This window comes from Kitasatospora sp. NPDC056446 (assembly GCF_042796115.1).
Lineage (GTDB): Bacteria > Actinomycetota > Actinomycetes > Streptomycetales > Streptomycetaceae > Kitasatospora.
In genome coordinates this window covers 29,181-47,204 of record NZ_JBHTRF010000031.1, presented here as the reverse complement: position 1 = coordinate 47,204, position 18,024 = coordinate 29,181, and the positions used below count along the sequence as shown (strand labels likewise).

Annotated in this window: 14 protein-coding genes; 10 read left to right on the top strand and 4 right to left on the bottom strand. The window is 74.5% G+C overall.

Going from position 1 to position 18,024, the window contains the following annotated elements; all coding sequences use genetic code 11:
* Positions 1-49: 49 nt before the first annotated feature.
* Positions 50-625 carry a nucleosidase gene (locus tag ACFQ6N_RS20665; protein WP_380650778.1) on the bottom strand — a complete coding sequence of 192 codons (576 nt, stop codon included), beginning with the start codon at positions 623-625 and terminating at the stop codon, positions 50-52.
* 447 nt (positions 626-1,072) lie between these two features.
* Between ACFQ6N_RS20665 and ACFQ6N_RS20660 the strand changes: the two genes are divergently transcribed.
* The 10 genes from ACFQ6N_RS20660 to ACFQ6N_RS20615 all read left to right on the top strand — a co-directional run bounded on the left by ACFQ6N_RS20660 (position 1,073) and on the right by ACFQ6N_RS20615 (position 14,706).
* Complete coding sequence (locus tag ACFQ6N_RS20660) at positions 1,073-2,536, top strand: hypothetical protein (RefSeq protein WP_380650776.1); 1,464 nt, start codon at positions 1,073-1,075, stop codon at positions 2,534-2,536.
* Between the two features lie 14 nt (positions 2,537-2,550).
* Complete coding sequence (locus tag ACFQ6N_RS20655; RefSeq protein ID WP_380650774.1) at positions 2,551-3,525, top strand: transporter substrate-binding domain-containing protein; 975 nt, start codon at positions 2,551-2,553, stop codon at positions 3,523-3,525.
* A 207-nt stretch (positions 3,526-3,732) separates the two neighbouring features.
* The gene (locus ACFQ6N_RS20650; RefSeq protein ID WP_380650772.1) at positions 3,733-5,094 is read left to right on the top strand and encodes a hypothetical protein; all 1,362 of its coding nucleotides are present in this window, start codon (positions 3,733-3,735) and stop codon (positions 5,092-5,094) included.
* A 5-nt stretch (positions 5,095-5,099) separates the two neighbouring features.
* Positions 5,100-7,709 (top strand): tetratricopeptide repeat protein, encoded by a 2,610-nt coding sequence (locus ACFQ6N_RS20645; RefSeq protein WP_380650770.1) that lies wholly within the window; start codon positions 5,100-5,102, stop codon positions 7,707-7,709.
* A 3-nt stretch (positions 7,710-7,712) separates the two neighbouring features.
* On the top strand, positions 7,713-9,023 hold the full coding sequence (locus tag ACFQ6N_RS20640) for a protein phosphatase 2C domain-containing protein (RefSeq protein ID WP_380650768.1): 1,311 nt from the start codon (positions 7,713-7,715) through the stop codon (positions 9,021-9,023).
* Positions 9,024-9,182: 159 nt separating this feature from the next.
* Complete coding sequence (locus ACFQ6N_RS20635) at positions 9,183-10,538, top strand: VWA domain-containing protein (protein WP_380650766.1); 1,356 nt, start codon at positions 9,183-9,185, stop codon at positions 10,536-10,538.
* Positions 10,539-10,611: 73 nt separating this feature from the next.
* Positions 10,612-11,928, top strand: a complete 1,317-nt coding sequence (locus ACFQ6N_RS20630; protein WP_380650764.1) for an FHA domain-containing protein — start codon at positions 10,612-10,614, stop codon at positions 11,926-11,928.
* 188 nt (positions 11,929-12,116) lie between these two features.
* Positions 12,117-13,034 carry an ABC transporter ATP-binding protein gene (locus tag ACFQ6N_RS20625; RefSeq protein WP_380650762.1) on the top strand — a complete coding sequence of 306 codons (918 nt, stop codon included), beginning with the start codon at positions 12,117-12,119 and terminating at the stop codon, positions 13,032-13,034.
* The gene (locus tag ACFQ6N_RS20620) at positions 13,031-14,176 is read left to right on the top strand and encodes an ABC transporter permease (protein ID WP_380650760.1); all 1,146 of its coding nucleotides are present in this window, start codon (positions 13,031-13,033) and stop codon (positions 14,174-14,176) included. Before ACFQ6N_RS20625 ends, ACFQ6N_RS20620 begins: the two co-directional genes overlap by 4 nt.
* Before the next feature lie 125 nt (positions 14,177-14,301).
* Complete coding sequence (locus ACFQ6N_RS20615) at positions 14,302-14,706, top strand: globin (RefSeq protein WP_380650758.1); 405 nt, start codon at positions 14,302-14,304, stop codon at positions 14,704-14,706.
* 39 nt (positions 14,707-14,745) lie between these two features.
* On the opposite strand, the gene ACFQ6N_RS20610 is transcribed toward ACFQ6N_RS20615, so the two are convergent.
* From ACFQ6N_RS20610 to ettA, 3 genes are all read right to left on the bottom strand, one after another.
* Positions 14,746-15,438 (bottom strand): hypothetical protein, encoded by a 693-nt coding sequence (locus tag ACFQ6N_RS20610; RefSeq protein WP_380650756.1) that lies wholly within the window; start codon positions 15,436-15,438, stop codon positions 14,746-14,748.
* 98 nt (positions 15,439-15,536) lie between these two features.
* Positions 15,537-15,980 carry an acyl-CoA thioesterase gene (locus ACFQ6N_RS20605; RefSeq protein ID WP_380650754.1) on the bottom strand — a complete coding sequence of 148 codons (444 nt, stop codon included), beginning with the start codon at positions 15,978-15,980 and terminating at the stop codon, positions 15,537-15,539.
* Between the two features lie 152 nt (positions 15,981-16,132).
* Positions 16,133-17,797 (bottom strand): energy-dependent translational throttle protein EttA, encoded by a 1,665-nt coding sequence (gene ettA / locus ACFQ6N_RS20600; RefSeq protein WP_380650752.1) that lies wholly within the window; start codon positions 17,795-17,797, stop codon positions 16,133-16,135.
* Between the last annotated feature and the right edge of the window lie 227 nt (positions 17,798-18,024).

Here is an 18,024-nt window from a genome sequence, read left to right as displayed (position 1 = left end):
CCGTCGCCGGCCGTCGCCGGCCTGCCGGTTTTCCGCCCCTGACGGCCGCTCACCAGCCCTGTGCGAGCACCCAGTCGGCGAGGTGCCGGGCGCAGTCGTCGACCGACTCCCGCCAGGTGTGCCCCGCGCCGTCGCCGGCCTCGTCGCTGACGTGCTTGACCAGCCGCACCGGCACCCCGGCCCGGTGGGCGACGGTGGCCACGGCGTAGCCCTCCATGTCGACCAGGTCGGCGTGCCGGGCGAGCCGGTCGCGGGCGTCCGCGTCGGAGACGAACAGGTCACCGGTGGCGAGCACCGGGCCGTCGCCCTTGCCGATCACCAGCGGGGCGCCGTACTGCCGCCCGGTGAGCGCCTGCAAGGCGGCGGTGTCGAGGTCGTGCTGGATCACCTGGACCACGTGGTGGGTGCCCTCCCAGCCGGGGCGCAGCGCACCGGCCGTCCCCAGGTTGACCACCTCGGAGGGCTTCTCGCCCTGGGCGAGGACGGCGGCCAGGGCGGCGGCCGCGTTGACCTTCCCTATCCCGGTGAGCAGCACGGGCAGTCGGTCGTCCAGGTGGGCCGCCTCCTCGCGGACGGCGACGACGAGCAGCGGACGGTCGGGCGAGATCGTTCCAAGCAGGCGCATGTGTCCATCGTACGGAGGGAGGGGGTGCCGCACCCGGGAGCGCGCGCCCACGAACGGACCCCCGCGCTCCGCATTGTCGGCGGAACCGCGTAGGGTGCGGCCCGCGTCGGACGGTTCACCGCCCCTGCTGTACGGGCGGCGGTGCGAACGGCGGAACGGGCGACGGCACGAACGGCGGCACGGGGGGTGCGGACCGCGCGCCCGCGCCCGGCACCGCGCCGCGCGCCCCGGCCGTACGGGGGCGGACGGGAACCGTGCACGACATGCTCAAGACCGGCGCAAGTCGGGTGTGGCCGGGGGGAGTCGCGGCCATACTGCTGCCATCGGCCGGGCCCGGGACGGGTCCGGCCCCAGGGGAGGATGAGGCGGGTGGCAAGACCAGTAGGCAACGGCGCACCGGGCGCCGCGGTCCCGGCACGGCCGAACCAGCCGCCGGGAGCACCGGCCGTGCCGGCCGCACCGGGAACACCGGGAGCACAGAAAGCACCGGGGGCACCCGGCACGGCGGTGCTCCCGCGCCCGGCCGCGCCCCCGGCGGCCGGGCCCGGCGGGGTGCCCGCCCGGCGCCCCCGGGCCGGCGCCGTCGCTGTCGTCGGCGGGGTCCGGGGCCGGCTCGCGCAGGCCACCCGGACGGCGCCCGGCCGGCTGCGGCTGGCCGGCGTGGTGCTCGCGGTGCTGACGGTGGCGTTCGGCGCGCTCACCGCCTGGCAGTTGACGGCCAGGGCGCAGGCCGCCGACCGGGTGGTGTCGTACGGCCAGCCGCTCAGCCGGGACGCCGCCGAGATCCACCGCCGCCTGGCCGACGCCGCCACCACCGCGACGACCGGGTTCCTGCTCGCCGGGAACGAGCCGCAGAAGGTCCGCACCGACTACACGGACGACCTGAAGACGGCCGCCCAGCTGATCACCGAGGCCTCCGCCCGGACCACCTCGCCCGCCGCCCGGACGCAGCTCGGCAAACTGAACCAGCAACTCCCGGTCTACGCCGGCCTGGTGGACACCGCCCGGGCGAACGACCGGCTGGGCATCCCGCTCGGCGGCGCCTACCTGCGGTACGCCTCCGAGCAGATGCAGAACGGCCTGCTGCCGGCCGCCGTCGAACTGACCCGGATCGAGAACGAGGCGCTGGCCAAGGACTACGCCGACGCCAAGTCCACCCCCTGGGCGGCCTACGGCCTGGCGGCGGTCACCCTCGCCGCCCTGGTCTGGGTGCAGGTGACCCTGTTCCGCCGCACCAACCGGGTGTTCAACCCCGGCCTGCTCGGCGCCACCGCCGCCGTCCTGGCCGGCGGGCTCTGGCTCGCCGTCACCGGGCTGACCACCTCGGCCGCGCTGGTGCGCGCCGACAAGGAGGGCGGTGCCCCGCTGCGGGCCCTCAACACCGCCCGGGTGGACGTGCTGAAGGCCCGGCTGGCCGAGAACCTGCACTACGTCGCGCGCGGCTCGACCGCCAAGTACGTCAAGCAGTGGGACGACACCACCACGAGCCTGGTCGGCAAGGACGACACCGGCGCTCCGATGGAGCGGCGGACGGGCTCGCTGCCGACAGCCCTCACGGCCGCCCCCTCGGCGGCCCGGCCCTCGCTCCTCCAGGCCGCCCGGCAGTACGACGTCTGGCACGGGCAGCACGACGCCGCCCGGGCCAAGGAGGTCAAGGACTCCGACTACCAGGGCGCGCTGGACGCGACGGTGTCGGCCGACGGCGGCGCGCCGACCTCCGACGCCACCTTCCACGCCGTCGACCAGGCGCTCGCCCAGGCCGCCGGGATCGAGCAGGACACCTTCCTGAAGGCCGCCCGCGGCACCCACAACGACCTCCGGAACACCGCCGTCGGCGCCGCGCTGCTCGGTCTGGCGGCCGCGGCCGCCGCACTGGGCGGCCTGGGCCGGCGACTGGCCGAGTACCGGTGAGGGGGAACGGACAGATGCGCAGGAGAACCGCCCGTACCAGGCCCGCCGCGGCACTGGCCCTGCTGACCGCCGCGGCCGCCGTACTCGGCGGCAGCGGCCCGTCGGGCGCCGCGCCCGCCGCCGGCGCCGCGCAGGCCGTCACCGGCCTCCCGCAGGCCGCCGCCGCGGCCGGGCAGGAGCAGGACGGCGCCTGCAAGCCGACCCCGGTGGCGCCGAGCACCGTGGACGGCGCCTCGGTGAAGGCCATCAAGGCCAAGGGCACCCTGATCATCGGGGTGGACCAGAACAGCTACCGCTGGGGCGCCCGCAACCCGAGGACCGGCGAACTCGAAGGCTTCGACATCGACCTCGCCCGGCGGATCGGCCGGGACATCATGGGCGACGACAAGAAGGTGAAGCTCAAGCCGGTGGCGACCGCCGACCGGATCCCGGCGCTCACCGCCACCGACGGCAGCGGGGTCGACCTGGTCATCCGCACCATGACGGTCCGCTGCGACCAGCCGAGCATCGCCTTCTCGCACGGGTACTTCAACATCAAGCAGCGGGTCCTGGTGCCGCACTCCTCCCAGGCCACCGACATCGGCGGCGCGCTCACCGGCAAGACGGTGTGCGCCGCGACCGGCTCGGTGGCCGAGACCGTGCTGTCCAAGCGGCCGGGCCAGCAGATCCTCCGGGTCGACAACCAGCTGGACTGCCTGGTCCGGATGCAGCTCGGCCAGGTCGACGCGACCATGACCGACGACGAGCTGGCGGCCGGGCAGAGCGCCCAGGACCAGACGGTCCGGCTGGTGGACGGCTTCGAGCAGCCCGAGGAGGTCGGCGTCGCGATGCGGCAGGACCGCCCCGACCTGATCGCCCGGGTCAACCAGGTGATCGGCGACTTCTACCGGGACAAGAACGCGGGCTGGGAGCACTCCTTCGAGCAGTGGGTCCAGCCGTTCCTGCCGGACGGCTCCAAGGACCCCGCCCTGTACTGGCCCGCCGAGTGACGGCGCCGGCGCCCGCCGGGGGGCGGGGGCCGGACCGCCGACGGGCCGTTGACGGCGTCTTGACGCCCCGCGCCCGTCGCGCCCGGAGGGCCACCGGCTAGGGTTCGGGACGATCACCGCGGGGAGACCGGTGGTGGACACGGGGGATGTCGTGGGATCGCGCGTCACGGACGTCGGGATCGCACGCGAGGAAGGAAGGACACCGCGGTGGCGGCATCGGCTGGCCCGGTACTGAGCCGGGAGGAGGTGGACCGCGCCCTCGCGCGCCTCGGCGCCGAGCGGGACGCGGTCGAGTCGGCGCTGCTCGCGCTGCAGGACCATCCGGGCCTGCGGCTGCTGGACGGCGCCGAGCTGGCCGGCCGCACCCTGGAGCGCTGGTCGGTCGCCGGGAAGGGACTGCCGCTGCTCTGGGCGCTGTTCGACCGCTACTCCGAGGCGCTGGCCTCGGCGCGCGCCGTACGGGCCCGCAAGGCCAAGCCCGGCGGGCCCGAACTCGCCGAGCTGAGCGAGCTGTTGACCGGCGACGCGGTGACCGTCCCGGGCGGCGCGGTGCCGGACGGGCCGCAACTGCTCGGCGCGCCCGCCAAGCTGGTCGAGCGGATCAGCCTGGACGCGCTGATGGCCCGGATGAACTCCTGGTACGCCACCGTGCTGGAGGTGGTCAGCGCCGCCGACGCGGTCTGGTCGGCGCTGCCCGCCCGGATCGACCTGCTGCTGGCCGAACTGCACCGGGTGCGGACGCTGGCCGGCTCGCTCGGCGTGCGCCCCGGCAGCCACCCGCTGGACGACGACCTGGCCGGGATCGAGCAGGACCTCACCGGGCTGCGCACCGAGGTGCACGGGGACCCGCTGGCGCTGTGGCGCCCGGCCCGGGTGCCCGCCCAGCGCGGCACGGTGCCGGAGGGCTCGGCCTTCGCCGGGCCGGCCGGGGTGGTGGACACCGAGCGGTTCGACCGGGCCGGGCGGGCGCTGGACGGCGTCCGGCTGGAGCTGGAGGACCTGCTGCGGCTGCGCGACGAGGCCGAGGAGCGCCTCCAGGGCGTCGGCGACCTGCTCCAGCGGGCCGACGCCACGCTGGCCGAGGCCCGCCGGGCCCGCGGCGAGGTGCTGGCGAAGATAGCGTCCAGCGACGTCCCGGCGGTGCCGGGGCCCGCCTCGGCGCTGCGCGAGCGGATCGTCGCGGCGCTGGACCTGCGCCAGAGCGGGCAGTGGGGCCGGCTGGCGCCGCTGCTGGAGACGCTGGAGGACGCCGCCGCCAAGGAGCTGACCCGGGCCCGGCAGTCGCTCACCGAGGTGACCCAGCCGCTGGCCGTCCGGGCCGAGCTGCGCGGCCGGCTGGACGCCTACAAGGCGATGGCGGCCCGGCTGCGGGTCTCCGAGGACCCGGAAGTGATCGAGCGGTACGAGAAGGCGCGCTGGCTGCTGTGGAGCGCGCCGTGCGACCTGCGGGCGGCGGCCGCCGCGGTGGCCCGGTTCCAGCAGTCGCTGCGGCCGGCCCAGACCGAGGCCGCGCAGGGGCAGGAGACGACCGGCCAGACGCCGGTCGACGGACAGGTTCAGGGGGGCTGAGGTTGATGGGCGGGACGTGCGTACGGCCGGAGTGCTCCGGCGACGGCAGGATCGACGCGGACGGCTACTGCGACGAGTGCGGGCTCGCCCCGGCCGCCGCCGCACCGCCCACGACGGGCACGACGGGGGCGACGGGCACGACGGGGGCGGCAGGCACGGCGGGCGCCACGGCGGCACCGGCCGCCGCCGGTCCGGGCTCGCCCTGCCCGCGCGACTGCACCGGCACCGTCGACGCGGACGGCTACTGCGACGAGTGCGGCCTGACCCCGCCCGGCGGCGACACCGGCACCACCCAGCCCTACCTGCCCTCCGCCCGGGCCGTCCCGGACTCCGGCCGCAGCGGCTCGGTCCGCTCGACCCGCACCGGCTCGGCCCGCTCGATGTCCGGCCGCTCCCGCTCGCACCGCTCGACCCGCACCGGCAGCAGCCGCTCCGTCTCGGCGCGCTCCACCCGGGGCAGCTCCAGCGCCGGCACCCGCAACCGGCTGGGCGCGGGCCTGGTCACCGTGCCGACCGTCGAGACGGCCGACCCGGCCCAGGCGGTGCTGGACAACCCCGAGGTGCCCGAGCGCAAGCGGTTCTGCTCCAAGTGCGAGACCCCGGTGGGCCGGGAGAAGAACGGCCGGCCGGGCCGCCCGGACGGCTTCTGCACCAAGTGCGGCACGCCGTACTCGTTCACGCCCAAGCTGCGCCGGGGGGACCTGGTCGGCGGGCAGTACGAGGTGGTGGGCTGCCTGGCGCACGGCGGGCTGGGCTGGATCTACCTGGCGGTGGACCGGCGGCTCGACGACAAGTGGGTGGTGCTCAAGGGCCTGCTGGACACCGGGGACGAGGACGCGCTGGCGGTGGCCGTCGCCGAGCGGCGCTTCCTGGCCGAGGTGGACCACCCGAGCATCGTCCGGATCATCAACTTCGCCGAGCACCCGGACCTGCGCACCGGCGCCACCGACGGCTACATCGTGATGGAGTACGTCGGCGGCAAGTCGCTCAAGGACATCGCCAACGAGCGCCGCACCCCGGACGGCCGGCGCGAGCCGCTGCCGGTCGAGCAGGCGATCGCGTACGCGCTGGAGGCGCTGCCGGCCCTGGGCTACCTGCACGGCCGCGGCCTGGTGTACTGCGACTTCAAGATCGACAACGCGATCCAGAGCGGCGACACGCTCAAGATCATCGACATGGGCGCCGTCCGCCGCCTCGACGACGACGGCCCGATCTACGGCACCGTCGGCTACCAGGCCCCGGAGATCGCCACCGACGGCCCCTCCCCCGCCTCCGACCTGTACACCGTGGCCCGCACCCTCGCGGTGCTCACCTTCGACTTCCAGGGCTACAGCACCACCTACCGCGACTCGCTGCCCGGCCCGGAGGACGTCGAGGTCTTCGCCCGGTACGAGTCGTACTACCGCCTGCTGGTCCGCGCCACCGACCCGGACCCGGCCCGCCGCTTCGCCTCCGCCGAGGAGATGGCCGACCAGCTCACCGGCGTACTGCGGGAGATCCTGGCCCTGCGCAACGACCGGCCCTACCCCGCGCCCTCCACCCTCTTCGGGCCCGAGCTGCGCGTCGTGGACACCGAACTGGTCCTGCCCACCGAACAGGCCGGGCAGCTCCGGGTGACCGACCTGGACCCGGCCGCCGCCGCGCTCGCCCTGCCCATCCCCCGGGTGGACCCGGGCGACCCCAACGCCGGCTTCCTCGCCACCCTGCTCTCCCCGGACCCCGAGGAGGCGCTCGTCGCGCTCGGCGGCGCCCCCGCCGCCTCGACCGAGAGCCGGCTGCGCGAACTGCGCGCCCTGCTCGAACTCGGCCGCCACCGCGAGGCCGTGACCCGCCTCGACGAACTGGAGCAGGACCACCCCGACGACTGGCGGGTGGTCTGGTACCGAGGCCTGACCGCCCTCGTCGGGGCCTCCGACAACGGCTCCGGGGGCGCTCCCCGAGCCGAAGGGAGCGGGTCGGCCCCCGCGCGCCCGGAGGCGAGCGGGCGAGTAGCCTCCCTGCGCGCCGCCGCCGAGTCCTTCGACGCCGTCTACGACGCCTTCCCCGGCGAGGCCGCGCCCAAGCTGGCCCTGGCCGCCTGCGCCGAACTGATCGGCGACGGCGGCGACGCGGCCGAGTTCTACCGGCTGGTGTGGGCCACCGACCAGGCCTACCTGAGCGCCGCCTTCGGGCTGGCCCGGGTCCGGCTGGCCGAGGACGACCGGGCCGGCGCGGTCCGCGTCCTGGAGTCCGTCCCGGCCACCTCCAGCCAGTACACCGCCGCCCGGATCGCCGCCGTCCGCGCCCGGCTGCGCGAGCGGCCCGCCACCGACGAACTGGCCGCCGACCTCGGCGCCGGCTCCGCGCAGCTGACCGCGCTCAAGCTGGACGACCGCCGCCGCGAGGAGCTCTCCGTCGAGGTGCTCGGCGCGGCCCTCGGCTGGGTCGGCGCCGGACGGGCCGGCTCCGGGCACACCGCCGACCTGGTGGTCCTCGGACGTCCCGCACAGGAGCGGGAACTGCGCTTCGCCCTGGAACAGTCCTACCGGGTACTCGCCCGGTTGGCCGACCGGGCCGAGACCAGGATCGAGATGGTGGAACGGGCCAACCGCGCCCGTCCCAGGACGTGGGTGTAACCGATGCCGCAGCAGACCGAGTGCCCGAACTGTGCCGAGCCGATGGAACCGGAGGACGCCTACTGCGGCTCCTGCGGGGCCGGCCGGGACGGCCGGGCCGCCCCCGGCGCGATGCCCACCGGCTGGGCCGCCGCCCGGGGCGGGGCCGTACCGCCGCAGCGCGGGCCGGTCTGCGTGCACTGCGGGCAGCCGCAGGTCACCCCGGACGGCTACTGCGAGGGCTGCGGCGGCGCCCAGCCGCGCCCGCGCGACCACATGGAGAAGGCGCTCGCGGGCGTCGCCGGGGTCAGTGACCGCGGCGTGCGCCACCACCGCAACGAGGACTGCTTCACCGTCGCCGCGACCTCGCTGCCCGGCGGCGAACCGGTCGTGGTCGCCGTGGTCTGCGACGGCGTCTCCTCCTCCGAGCGCCCGGACGAGGCCTCGGAGACCGCCGTCGACGCCGCCTCCGAGTCCCTGCTGACCTCCCTGGAGGCCGGCCGGGACCACGGGCAGGCGATGCGCCGGGCCATCGCCGACGCCGCCGAGGCCGTCGCCCGCCTCGCCACCGACGGCGCCGGCCCCGCCCGGCCCGACCTCAACGCGCCCGCCTGCACCTTCGTCAGCGCGATAGCGGCGGGCGGCCGGGTCACCATCGGCTGGGTCGGCGACACCCGCGCGTACTGGATCCCGGACGACCGGGCCGGCGCCGAACCCTTCCGGCTCACCCAGGACGACTCCTGGGCGGCCCGGATGGTCGAGGCCGGGCTGATGAGCGAGGCCGAGGCGTACGCCGACCCGCGCGCCCACGCGATCACCGGCTGGCTCGGTGCCGACGCCGAGGAGGTCGTGCCGCACACCCTCGACTTCACCCCGCACGTCCCCGGCGTCCTGCTGGTCTGCACCGACGGCCTGTGGAACTACGCCGAGGCGGCCACCGACCTGGCGTACTACGTCCGGCCGGACGCCCGCACCGAGCCGCTCGCCACCGCGCAGACCCTGGTGAAGTTCGCGGTCGCCGCCGGCGGCCACGACAACATCACCGTCGCCGTGCTGCCGATCGACCCGCCGCCGGCCGTCCCGGCCGACGACCCCGACCAGACGCCCACCGCCCTGGACCTGCGGGTCCTGGAACGGCGGGCCCCGGCCGCCCGGCCGGCCCCGGAGGACGACGAGGACTACGAGCCGACCCTGCCGGACCTCCCGGTGATCGGCTCCGCCGCCGCCCCGCTGCCCCCCGCCCCGCCGGCCCCGCCCGCGCCCCCGGCCGTCCCGCCGACCGCACCGCCCGCACCGCCCGTCCCGCCGCAGCCGCCGCACCCGCCGACGTCCTGACCGGCCCGACCGTCCCGACCGTCCTGACCGGCCCGACCGGTCCGGCGCCCGGGACGACCGGGCGCCCACCGGACGCCGGTGCGCCACGGTCCGCCGGCCCGGCCGGCGGACCGCCCCTGACCGCATCCACCCCCTCACCCGACGGGAGCCGACCGCCCCATGGCAACACTGGCGAAGCCGAACCTGCCCAGGTTCGACGTGGATATCTTCCAGAACGAGTTCCTGGCCGACGGCGCCCGCGAGGTCAACGCCATCGTCACCGTCACCGCGACCGGCGGCGGCACCTCCGGCGGCCGACCGCTCGGGATCGCCGACGCCGGGTCCACCGGGGCCGAGTCCGCCGCGGCCGTGGTGATCCTGGTGGACTGCTCGGGCTCGATGGACTACCCCAAGACCAAGATCAACGGCGCCCGGGAGGCCACCGCCGCCGCCATCGACGCGCTGCGCGACGGCACCGCCTTCGCCGTCGTCGCCGGCACCCACGAGGCCCGCGACATCTACCCCGGCGACGGCACCCTCGCCACCGCCTCCGCCGCCACCCGCGAACGGGCCAAGGACTCGCTGCGCCGCCTCACCGCGGCCGGCGGCACCGCGATGGGCACCTGGCTGGCCAAGGCCGACAAGCTCTTCCTCACCCGCCGCGACATCGCCATCCGGCACACCATCCTGCTCACCGACGGCAACAACGAGCACGAGTCGGCGGAGGACCTGGCCCGCAACATCGAACGGGTCACCGGCCACTTCACCGCCGACTGCCGGGGCGTCGGCACCGACTGGCGGATCGACGAGCTGCGCACGATCTCCTCCGCGCTGCTCGGCACCGTCGACATCGTCGCCGAACCCTCCGGCCTGGCCGAGGACTTCCGCACGATGATGACCGGCGCCATGGGCAAGCAGGTCGCCGACGTCGCGCTGCGGATCTGGACCCCGGCCAACGCCACCGTGAAGTTCGTCAAGCAGGTCGCCCCCGCGGTCGAGGACCTGAGCGGCCGCCGGGCCGAGGCCGGGCCCCGGGCCGGCGACTACCCCACCGGCTCCTGGGGCGACGAGAGCCGCGACTACCACGTCTGCGTCGAGGTCCCGTCCGCCTCCATCGGCAGCGAGATGCTCGCCGCCCGGATCAGCCTGGTGCTGCCCCCGCAGGTCGGCGGCGGCACCCCGGAGGTCCTCACCCAGGGCCTGGTGAAGGCCGTCTGGACCGACGACCTGGCCTCCTCCACCCGGATCAGCCCCCAGGTCGCCCACTACACCGGGCAGGCCGAGCTCGCCTCCTCCATCCAGGAGGGCCTGGAGGCCCACCGCGCCGGGGACCTCGACACCGCCACCGCCAAGCTGGGCGCCGCCGTCCGGATCGCGCACGCGACCGGGAACGACGGCACCTACAAGCTGCTGCAGAAGGTGGTGGACGTGGTGGACCCGAAGGAGGGTACGGTTCGGTTCCGTAAGAACGTGAGCGAGGCCGACTCGATGACCCTCGAGACCCGGTCGACCAAGACGGTACGTGTGAAGAAGTGACCGCTGAAGACGTGACCGGGCCGGCACCCCGGCCCGACACCGCACCGAGCCGGCCCGAAACGAGGGGGACCTGATGCCGATCTGCCCGAGGGGCCACGAGTCGCAGGCCGAGGACTGGTGCGACTTCTGCGGCTTCCCGATGACCCCGCCGGCCCCGGCCCCCGGCGCGCACGGGGGCTACCCGGGCGCGCCCGGCGGCCCCGCGCACGGCGCACCCGCCGGGTACCCGGAGCACGGCGGCGCGCACTTCGGCTCGCCGCCGCCCCCGCCGCCGATGCCGCCGGGCGCCGGCTACCCGCCGCCGGGGGCCTACCCGCCCCCGCCCGGCGCCGTCCCCCCGCCGGGGGCCTTCCCGCCGCCCGGGGCGCAGCAGGGCCTCACCGAGGGCCTGGCCGTCTGCCCGATCTGCCGCAGCCCGCAGACCGGACGGTTCTGCGAGGAGTGCGGCTACGACTACGACCTCTCCACCCCCTCGCGGCGCCAGGCCCCGGCGCAGCCGCTGAACATCCCGGCGGCGTACGGCGGCACCCCGCAGCAGCAGGTGCCCCAGCACTCGGCACCGCAGCACCAGGCGCCCCAGCACCAGGCACCGCAGCACTCGGACCCCCAGTACCAGGCGCCCCAGCACCAGGCACCGCAGCAGGGCCACCCCCAGCCGGGCCCGTACGGCCAGGCGCCCGCCGAGCAGCCCCCGGCCGCCCGGCAGGCCGTCGCGCCGCCCGTCCCGCAGCAACAACAGGCCCCGGCGCAGCCGCACACCTACGGCTACCCGCCCGCCGCGACCGGCAACGGGCCCGACGCGCCCGCCTCCGAGGCGGCGTTCCCCGAGGCCCCGGTGCGCGAGGACTCCGGCCCGGTGTACGCCCAGCCGGCCGGCCCCGGTCCGAACAACCGCGGCGGCGACTTCGGCACCTCCTTCCACCTCGCCCCGCCGCAGCAGCAGCAACCGCCGCAGCAGGCCGCCCCGGCCGAGCCGGTGCGGACCAACTGGATCGCCGTGGTCGCGGCCGACCGGGACTACTTCACCGACATGATGGCCCGCAGCGGCCCCGAGGCGGCCGGCCTGTTCTTCCCGCCGTACTGCCCCGAGCGCCGGATCCCGCTGACCGGCCGCGGCCAGCTGCGGATCGGGCGGCGCAGCCAGCACCGCGGCACCGTGCCGGAGATCGACCTGTCCGTCCCGCCGGAGGACCCGGGCGCCTCGCACCAGCACGCGCTGCTCGCCGAACAGGCCGACGGCAGCTGGGTGCTGGTGGACCAGGACTCGACCAACGGCACCACCGTGAACGGCGGCGCGGAGCCGATCGCCCCGCACACCGCGGTGCCGCTGAACGACGGCGACCGGATCCACGTCGGCGCCTGGACGACCATCACGGTGCACCGGGCGTGAGGTTCCTGAAAAAGCGTCGGACGATTCCCGGAACGGGCGTCGTCGCCGATTGACGGACAACTCGGGCCGGGCCGGGCGGAATTCGACTTTCGCCCGGCCCGGCCCTTGTGCCGGAATCCTCAAAGAAGCTGCAAATTCCGGTCCCGGGCGTACACAGGGGCCCCCTTGAAGCCCTAGGCTCAGGGCACATGACTGCAGCTATATCCGCCGACGGCATCCGTCAGCGGTACGGGGATGTGCAGGCCGTCGACGGGGTGTCCCTCACCGTCGAGGCCGGCGAGTTCTACGGGATCCTGGGCCCCAACGGCGCCGGGAAGACCACCACCATGGAGATCCTGGAAGGCGTCCGGAAACCGGACGAGGGCCGGGTCGAGCTGCTGGGGATGGCACCCTGGCCGCGCAATCCGAAACTGCTGCCGCGAATCGGCGTGCAGTTCCAGGCCTCCGCTTTCTTCCGGAAACTGACGGCCCGGGAGACCATCCGCACCTTCGCGTCGTTCTACGGGGTCGGCCCCAAGCGGGCCGACGCGATGCTGGAGCGGGTCGGCCTGGCCGACAAGGCCGCCACCCTGACCGACCAGATGTCCGGCGGCCAGGCCCAGCGCCTGTCGATCGCCTGCGCCCTGGCCCACGACCCGGAGCTCGTCTTCCTGGACGAACCCACCACCGGCCTCGACCCGCAGGCCCGGCGCAACCTCTGGGACCTCCTGCGCGACATCAACGCCGAGGGCCGCACGGTCGTGCTCACCACGCACTACCTGGACGAGGCCGAGGTGCTCTGCGACCGGGTCTCGATCATGGACCACGGCAAGATCCTGCACACCGGCGCCCCGGCGGCGCTGATCCGCGAGATCGACGACACCGTCCGGATCAGCGTGGCCTCCGGCCAGCTGCCGCTCGACCGGGCCCGCGAGCTGCTGACCGCGGCCGGCGCCGACATCGCCAACCTGGAGGACGACACCGTCTCGCTCTCCGTCTCCACCCGCCTTCCGGCCCCGGTGCTCAGCGTCCTGGCCGAGCAGAACGCGCTGCGCGGCCTCGAAGTGCGCGGCGCCACCCTGGAGGACGTCTTCCTCCAGCTGACCGGACGGGAGTTCCGCGCATGACCGCCACCACCCCCACCGAGCCGAAGGGGCCCGCCCGGCGGGGCGGCCCGGCCGGCGCCACCGGCGAACGGGAGCGGGTCAGCGCGTTCTGGAGCCTGTCGCGCGCGATGCTGCTCGGCATGAAGCGGGACCGCACCGCGACCTTCTTCATCCTGCTCTTCCCGCTGGTGTTCCTGGTCTTCTTCGGCAGCGTCACCAAGGGCTCCGGAAGCCCGCACGCCAAGGTGGCGCAGGTCGGCGCGGTGAAGCTGTTCGACTCGATCCAGGGCGACCAGCGGGCCGGACTGGACAAGGTCCTCACCATCACCAGGACCGACGACGAGGCCGCCACCCTGGAGAAGGTCCGCAAGGGCGACTTCGACGCGCTGATCAAGCAGGGCCCGGACGGCACCGTCGAGCTGCGCTACACGGCCGCCGACGCGGTCCGCGCCGGCGCGCTCCAGGGCATCCTCGACTCGGTGGTCCAGGGCGCCAACCAGGCGGCCACCGGCCAGAAGCCGGCCTACGTGCTGGACGCCCAGCAGGTCGAGGACAAGTCGCTCAAGCCGATCCAGTTCCTCACCCCCGGCCTGCTCGGCTGGGCGGTCGCCACCGGCGCGGTGTTCGGCGCCGCGCTGACCCTGGTCAACTGGCGCAAGTCCAAGGTGCTGCGCCGGCTACGGCTGGCGCCGATCAGCGCGGGCGCGGTGGTCAGTTCCAGGATCGTCGTCTCGCTGCTGACCGCGCTGCTCCAGACCACCGTCTTCCTGGTGGTCGCCACGGGCTTCTTCGGGCTCAAGCTCACCGGCGACTGGTGGCTGATCATCCCGCTGGTGGCCTGCGCGACGCTCGCCTTCATGTCGATCGGCCTGCTGGCCGGCTCGGTCGCCAAGACCGAGGAGGCGGCCAACGGCATCTCGCAGATCATCGTGCTGCCGATGTCCTTCCTGTCCGGCTCGTTCTTCCCGCTGGACGGCGCTCCGGGCTGGCTGAAGACCGTCTCCGAGGTCATGCCGCTGCACTACCTGGTCAGCTCCGCCCAGTCGGTGCTCACCCGCGGCGGCGGCGTCATGGACGCGCTGCCGACCATGGGCGGCCTGCTGCTGTTCGCGGCCGTGCTGACCGGGATCTCCTGGCGGCTGTTCAAGTGGGAGGACGCCTGACCGTCCGGCGGGAGGGTTCCTGACCTCCCACCGCCGACGGCCGGTCCCGCCGTCGACCGATCCCCCGGGGTCGTACGCCTTTGGTCCCGGTGTACGACCCCGTCGGCGTCTGCGACCATGGTCGGGTGAGAGAGATCCGGCGGGGCACGTTGAGCGAGGAGACCTTCTACGACCAGGTCGGCGGTGAGACGACCTTCCGGCGCCTGGCCCACCGGTTCTACGAGGGCATCGCCGAGGACGAGTTGCTGCGGCCGATGTACCCCGAGGAGGACCTCGGCCCGGCCGAGGAGCGCATGGCGCTGTTCCTGATGCAGTACTGGGGCGGCCCGCGCACCTACAGCGACCGGCGCGGCCACCCGCGGCTGCGGATGCGGCACGCGCCGTTCAAGGTCGACCGCGCGGCCCACGACGCCTGGCTGACGCACATGCGGGCGGCCGTCGCGAGCCTGGAGCTGCCGGCCGACCACGAGCGGCAGCTGCTGGACTACCTGGTGTACGCCGCCGCCTCGATGATCAACACCGAGGGCTGACCGGCGCCGGGGGCCTGAGGCGCCCCGGCCCGGGCCCGGCTACCCCAGCGGGCTGAGCCCGAGCCCCGCGCCGGGCGCGGCCGAGGTCCGCACCGCCACCGAGCCCGCCGGGGCGCTCAACCGCAGCCAGCCGCCCGCCCGGTGCACGGTCAGCGGGGCGCCGGGCTTCAGGAAGCCCATCACGTACGCGGCGTGCACCGCGCGCAGCGGCAGCCCGGGCAGCGCGGACACCGGCCGGGACCAGATCTCGTCCGCCAGCGCGTCCAGCACCGCACGGGTCCGGTGGTGGGCCGGGACGGCCTCGCTGCGCTCGCGGAACTCCCGCACCCCGGCCATGAGTTCGGGGTACACCTCGGCCACCGGCGGGGCCCCGGCCGGCCGCCAGCCGGTGCGCGGCGGCAGCAGCCCGGCCCAGGCCGGACCGGTCACCGGCGCGGGCAGCCCGACGGTGCCCGCCCCGGCGTCCACGCCGTCCAGCAGCTGACCCGCCGAGACGGTCAGGTCCACCGGCTCGTCCAGGCCGCCCAGCCGCGCGGTCCGCACCGCCAGCGCGCCCGAACCGCCCAGCGGCAGCCGTCCGAAGACCGCCAGCACGCCGTCCTCCGGCCCCGGGCCCACCGCCTGCAACCGGACGGCCGCCGCCTTGTCGAAGCGCAGCAGGCGCAGCAGGAAGGCGGAGAGGTCGGCGGCCTCCCCGGCGTCGGTCAGGGCGAGACGGGCGGTGACGGTCAACGCAGCTCAGCTCGAATCATCGGGTCACATCGGGTGGTCGGGGCCATCGGGTCGCCGGGGCCTCGTGGGGGCCGGGGCCTCGTGGGGCCGGGGCGCGCTCAGACGGCGACGGCCACGGGCTCCTCGTCCATGAAGCGGCCCAGGAACTCCCGCTCCACCGGCGAGATCCGGCGCGGCCGGCCCTCGGCCAGGTCGTAGGGGACGACCACGGTGGACGCCCGGACGTACACGATGTCGCCGCCGTCCGGGGCGACGTCCTTGATCTCGTACGAGACGGTCAGCGAGGCGCCGCCGATCTTCGTCACCCAGGTCTCGATGGTGACCGGCTCCGGGCGGTGCACCAGCGGGCGCTTGTAGTCGATCTCGTGGCGCGCCACCACCGAGCCGCCCGCGAACTCCCCGGCGCCGGCCGCGGCGGCCTGGGTGAACATGAAGTCGATCCGGGCCTCCTCCAGGTAGCGCAGGAAGACCACGTTGTTGACGTGCCCGAAGGCGTCCATGTCGGACCAGCGCAGCGGGCAGGCGTAGATGTGGCGAGCCACGGGTGTTCTCCTCGGTGTCCGGTCACCCCGCCCCGCCGTACCGCTCCCCGGCCTCGGGGCCGGCGGGCGGTGGCGACGGGTGGTGGCGACGGGCCGCGGCCCGGCGGACCGCCCCGGAGGGCAGTCTGCCGGGCCGTTGTGACGGCTGGATGTCAGCCTCGGGTCAGCTTCTTGTAGGTGGCCCGGTGCGGACGGGCGGCGTCGGCGCCCAGCCGCTCGATCTTGTTCTTCTCGTAGGACTCGAAGTTGCCCTCGAACCAGAACCACTTGCTCTCGCCCTCGTAGGCGAGGATGTGGGTGGCCACCCGGTCCAGGAACCAGCGGTCGTGGGAGATGACCACGGCGCAGCCGGGGAACTCCAGCAGGGCGTTCTCCAGCGAGGAGAGCGTCTCGACGTCGAGGTCGTTGGTGGGCTCGTCGAGGAGCAGCAGGTTGCCGCCCTGCTTGAGGGTCAGCGCCAGGTTCAGGCGGTTGCGCTCACCGCCGGAGAGCACGCCGGCCGGCTTCTGCTGGTCCGGGCCCTTGAAGCCGAACGCCGACACGTAGGCGCGGGACGGCATCTCGACCTGGCCGACGTTGATCCAGTCCAGACCGTCGGAGACGACCTCCCAGAGGGTCTTCTTCGGGTCGATGTTGGCGCGGCTCTGGTCGACGTAGCTGATCTTGACCGTCTCGCCGACCTTGACCACGCCGCTGTCCGGGGTCTCCAGGTCCTGGAGCATCTTGAACAGGGTGGTCTTGCCGGCGCCGTTCGGGCCGATGATGCCGACGATGCCGTTGCGCGGCAGGGTGAAGCTGAGGTCGTCGATCAGGACCTTCTCGCCGAAGGCCTTGTTGAGGTTCTCGACCTCGATGACGACGCTGCCCAGACGCGGGCCCGGCGGGATCTGGATCTCCTCGAAGTCCAGCTTCCGCATCTTGTCGGCCTCGGCCGCCATCTCCTCGTAGCGGGCCAGACGCGCCTTGGACTTCGCCTGGCGGCCCTTGGCGTTGGAGCGGACCCACTCCAGCTCTTCCCGGAGGCGCTTGGCGCGCTTGGCGTCCTTCTGGCCCTCGACCTTGAGGCGGGACTGCTTGCTCTCCAGGTACGTGGAGTAGTTGCCCTCGTAGCCGATGGCGCGGCCGCGGTCGAGCTCCAGGATCCAGCCGGCCACGTTGTCCAGGAAGTACCGGTCGTGGGTGACGGCCACGACGGTGCCCTTGTACTTGGCCAGGTGCTGCTCCAGCCAGTTCACCGACTCGGCGTCCAGGTGGTTGGTGGGCTCGTCGAGCAGCAGCAGGTCGGGGGCCTCCAGCAGCAGCTTGCAGAGCGCGACGCGGCGCTTCTCGCCACCGGAGAGCTTGGTGACGGCCCAGTCGCCGGGCGGGCAGCCCAGGGCGTCCATGGCCTGCTCCAGCTGGGCGTCCAGGTCCCAGGCCTCGGCGTGGTCCAGCTCCTCCTGGAGCTTGCCCATCTCGTCGAGCAGCGCGTCCGAGTAGTCGGTCGCCATCAGCTCGGCGATCTCGTTGAAGCGGTCGAGCTTGCCCTTGATCTCCTTGACGCCGTCCTGGACGTTCTCCAGGACCGTCTTGGTCTCGTCCAGCGGCGGCTCCTGGAGGAGCATGCCGACGGTGAAGCCGGGCGAGAGGAAGGCGTCGCCGTTGGAGGGGTGCTCCAGGCCGGCCATCATCTTCAGCACGGTGGACTTACCGGCGCCGTTGGGGCCCACGACGCCGATCTTCGCTCCGGGGAGGAAGCTGAGCGTCACGTCGTCAAGGATGACCTTGTCTCCGTGAGCCTTGCGCACCTTGCGCATCGTGTAGATGTATTCCGCCACGTGAGATCGCTCCGGCGTCGTCGGGAGTAATTCGGGTTTCAGCCTTCCATTGTGCCGCACCCGGCCGGGGGTCCCGAACCGCCCGGCGACCCCCACCGGGGTATCCGGGACGGCCGCGCCCGGGAAGCAGCGACGGCCCGGCCCCCGCAGCTGGTGCGGGGAACCGGGCCGGTTCCGCTGGCTCAGGGTCTCAGGAGGTCAGCGCCTCCCGGCCCGGTGCTCAGACG

What these genes read in the sequence shown, in the direction of transcription:
- ACFQ6N_RS20665 (WP_380650778.1), bottom strand. Translation starts at nt 625, where the DNA reads ATGCGCCTGCTTGGAACGATCTCGCCCGACCGTCCGCTGCTCGTCGTC.
- ACFQ6N_RS20655 (WP_380650774.1), top strand. Translation starts at nt 2,551, where the DNA reads ATGCGCAGGAGAACCGCCCGTACCAGGCCCGCCGCGGCACTGGCCCTG.
- ACFQ6N_RS20645 (WP_380650770.1), top strand. Translation starts at nt 5,100, where the DNA reads ATGGGCGGGACGTGCGTACGGCCGGAGTGCTCCGGCGACGGCAGGATC.
- ACFQ6N_RS20640 (WP_380650768.1), top strand. Translation starts at nt 7,713, where the DNA reads ATGCCGCAGCAGACCGAGTGCCCGAACTGTGCCGAGCCGATGGAACCG.
- ACFQ6N_RS20635 (WP_380650766.1), top strand. Translation starts at nt 9,183, where the DNA reads ATGGCAACACTGGCGAAGCCGAACCTGCCCAGGTTCGACGTGGATATC.
- ACFQ6N_RS20630 (WP_380650764.1), top strand. Translation starts at nt 10,612, where the DNA reads ATGCCGATCTGCCCGAGGGGCCACGAGTCGCAGGCCGAGGACTGGTGC.
- ACFQ6N_RS20625 (WP_380650762.1), top strand. Translation starts at nt 12,117, where the DNA reads ATGACTGCAGCTATATCCGCCGACGGCATCCGTCAGCGGTACGGGGAT.
- ACFQ6N_RS20620 (WP_380650760.1), top strand. Translation starts at nt 13,031, where the DNA reads ATGACCGCCACCACCCCCACCGAGCCGAAGGGGCCCGCCCGGCGGGGC.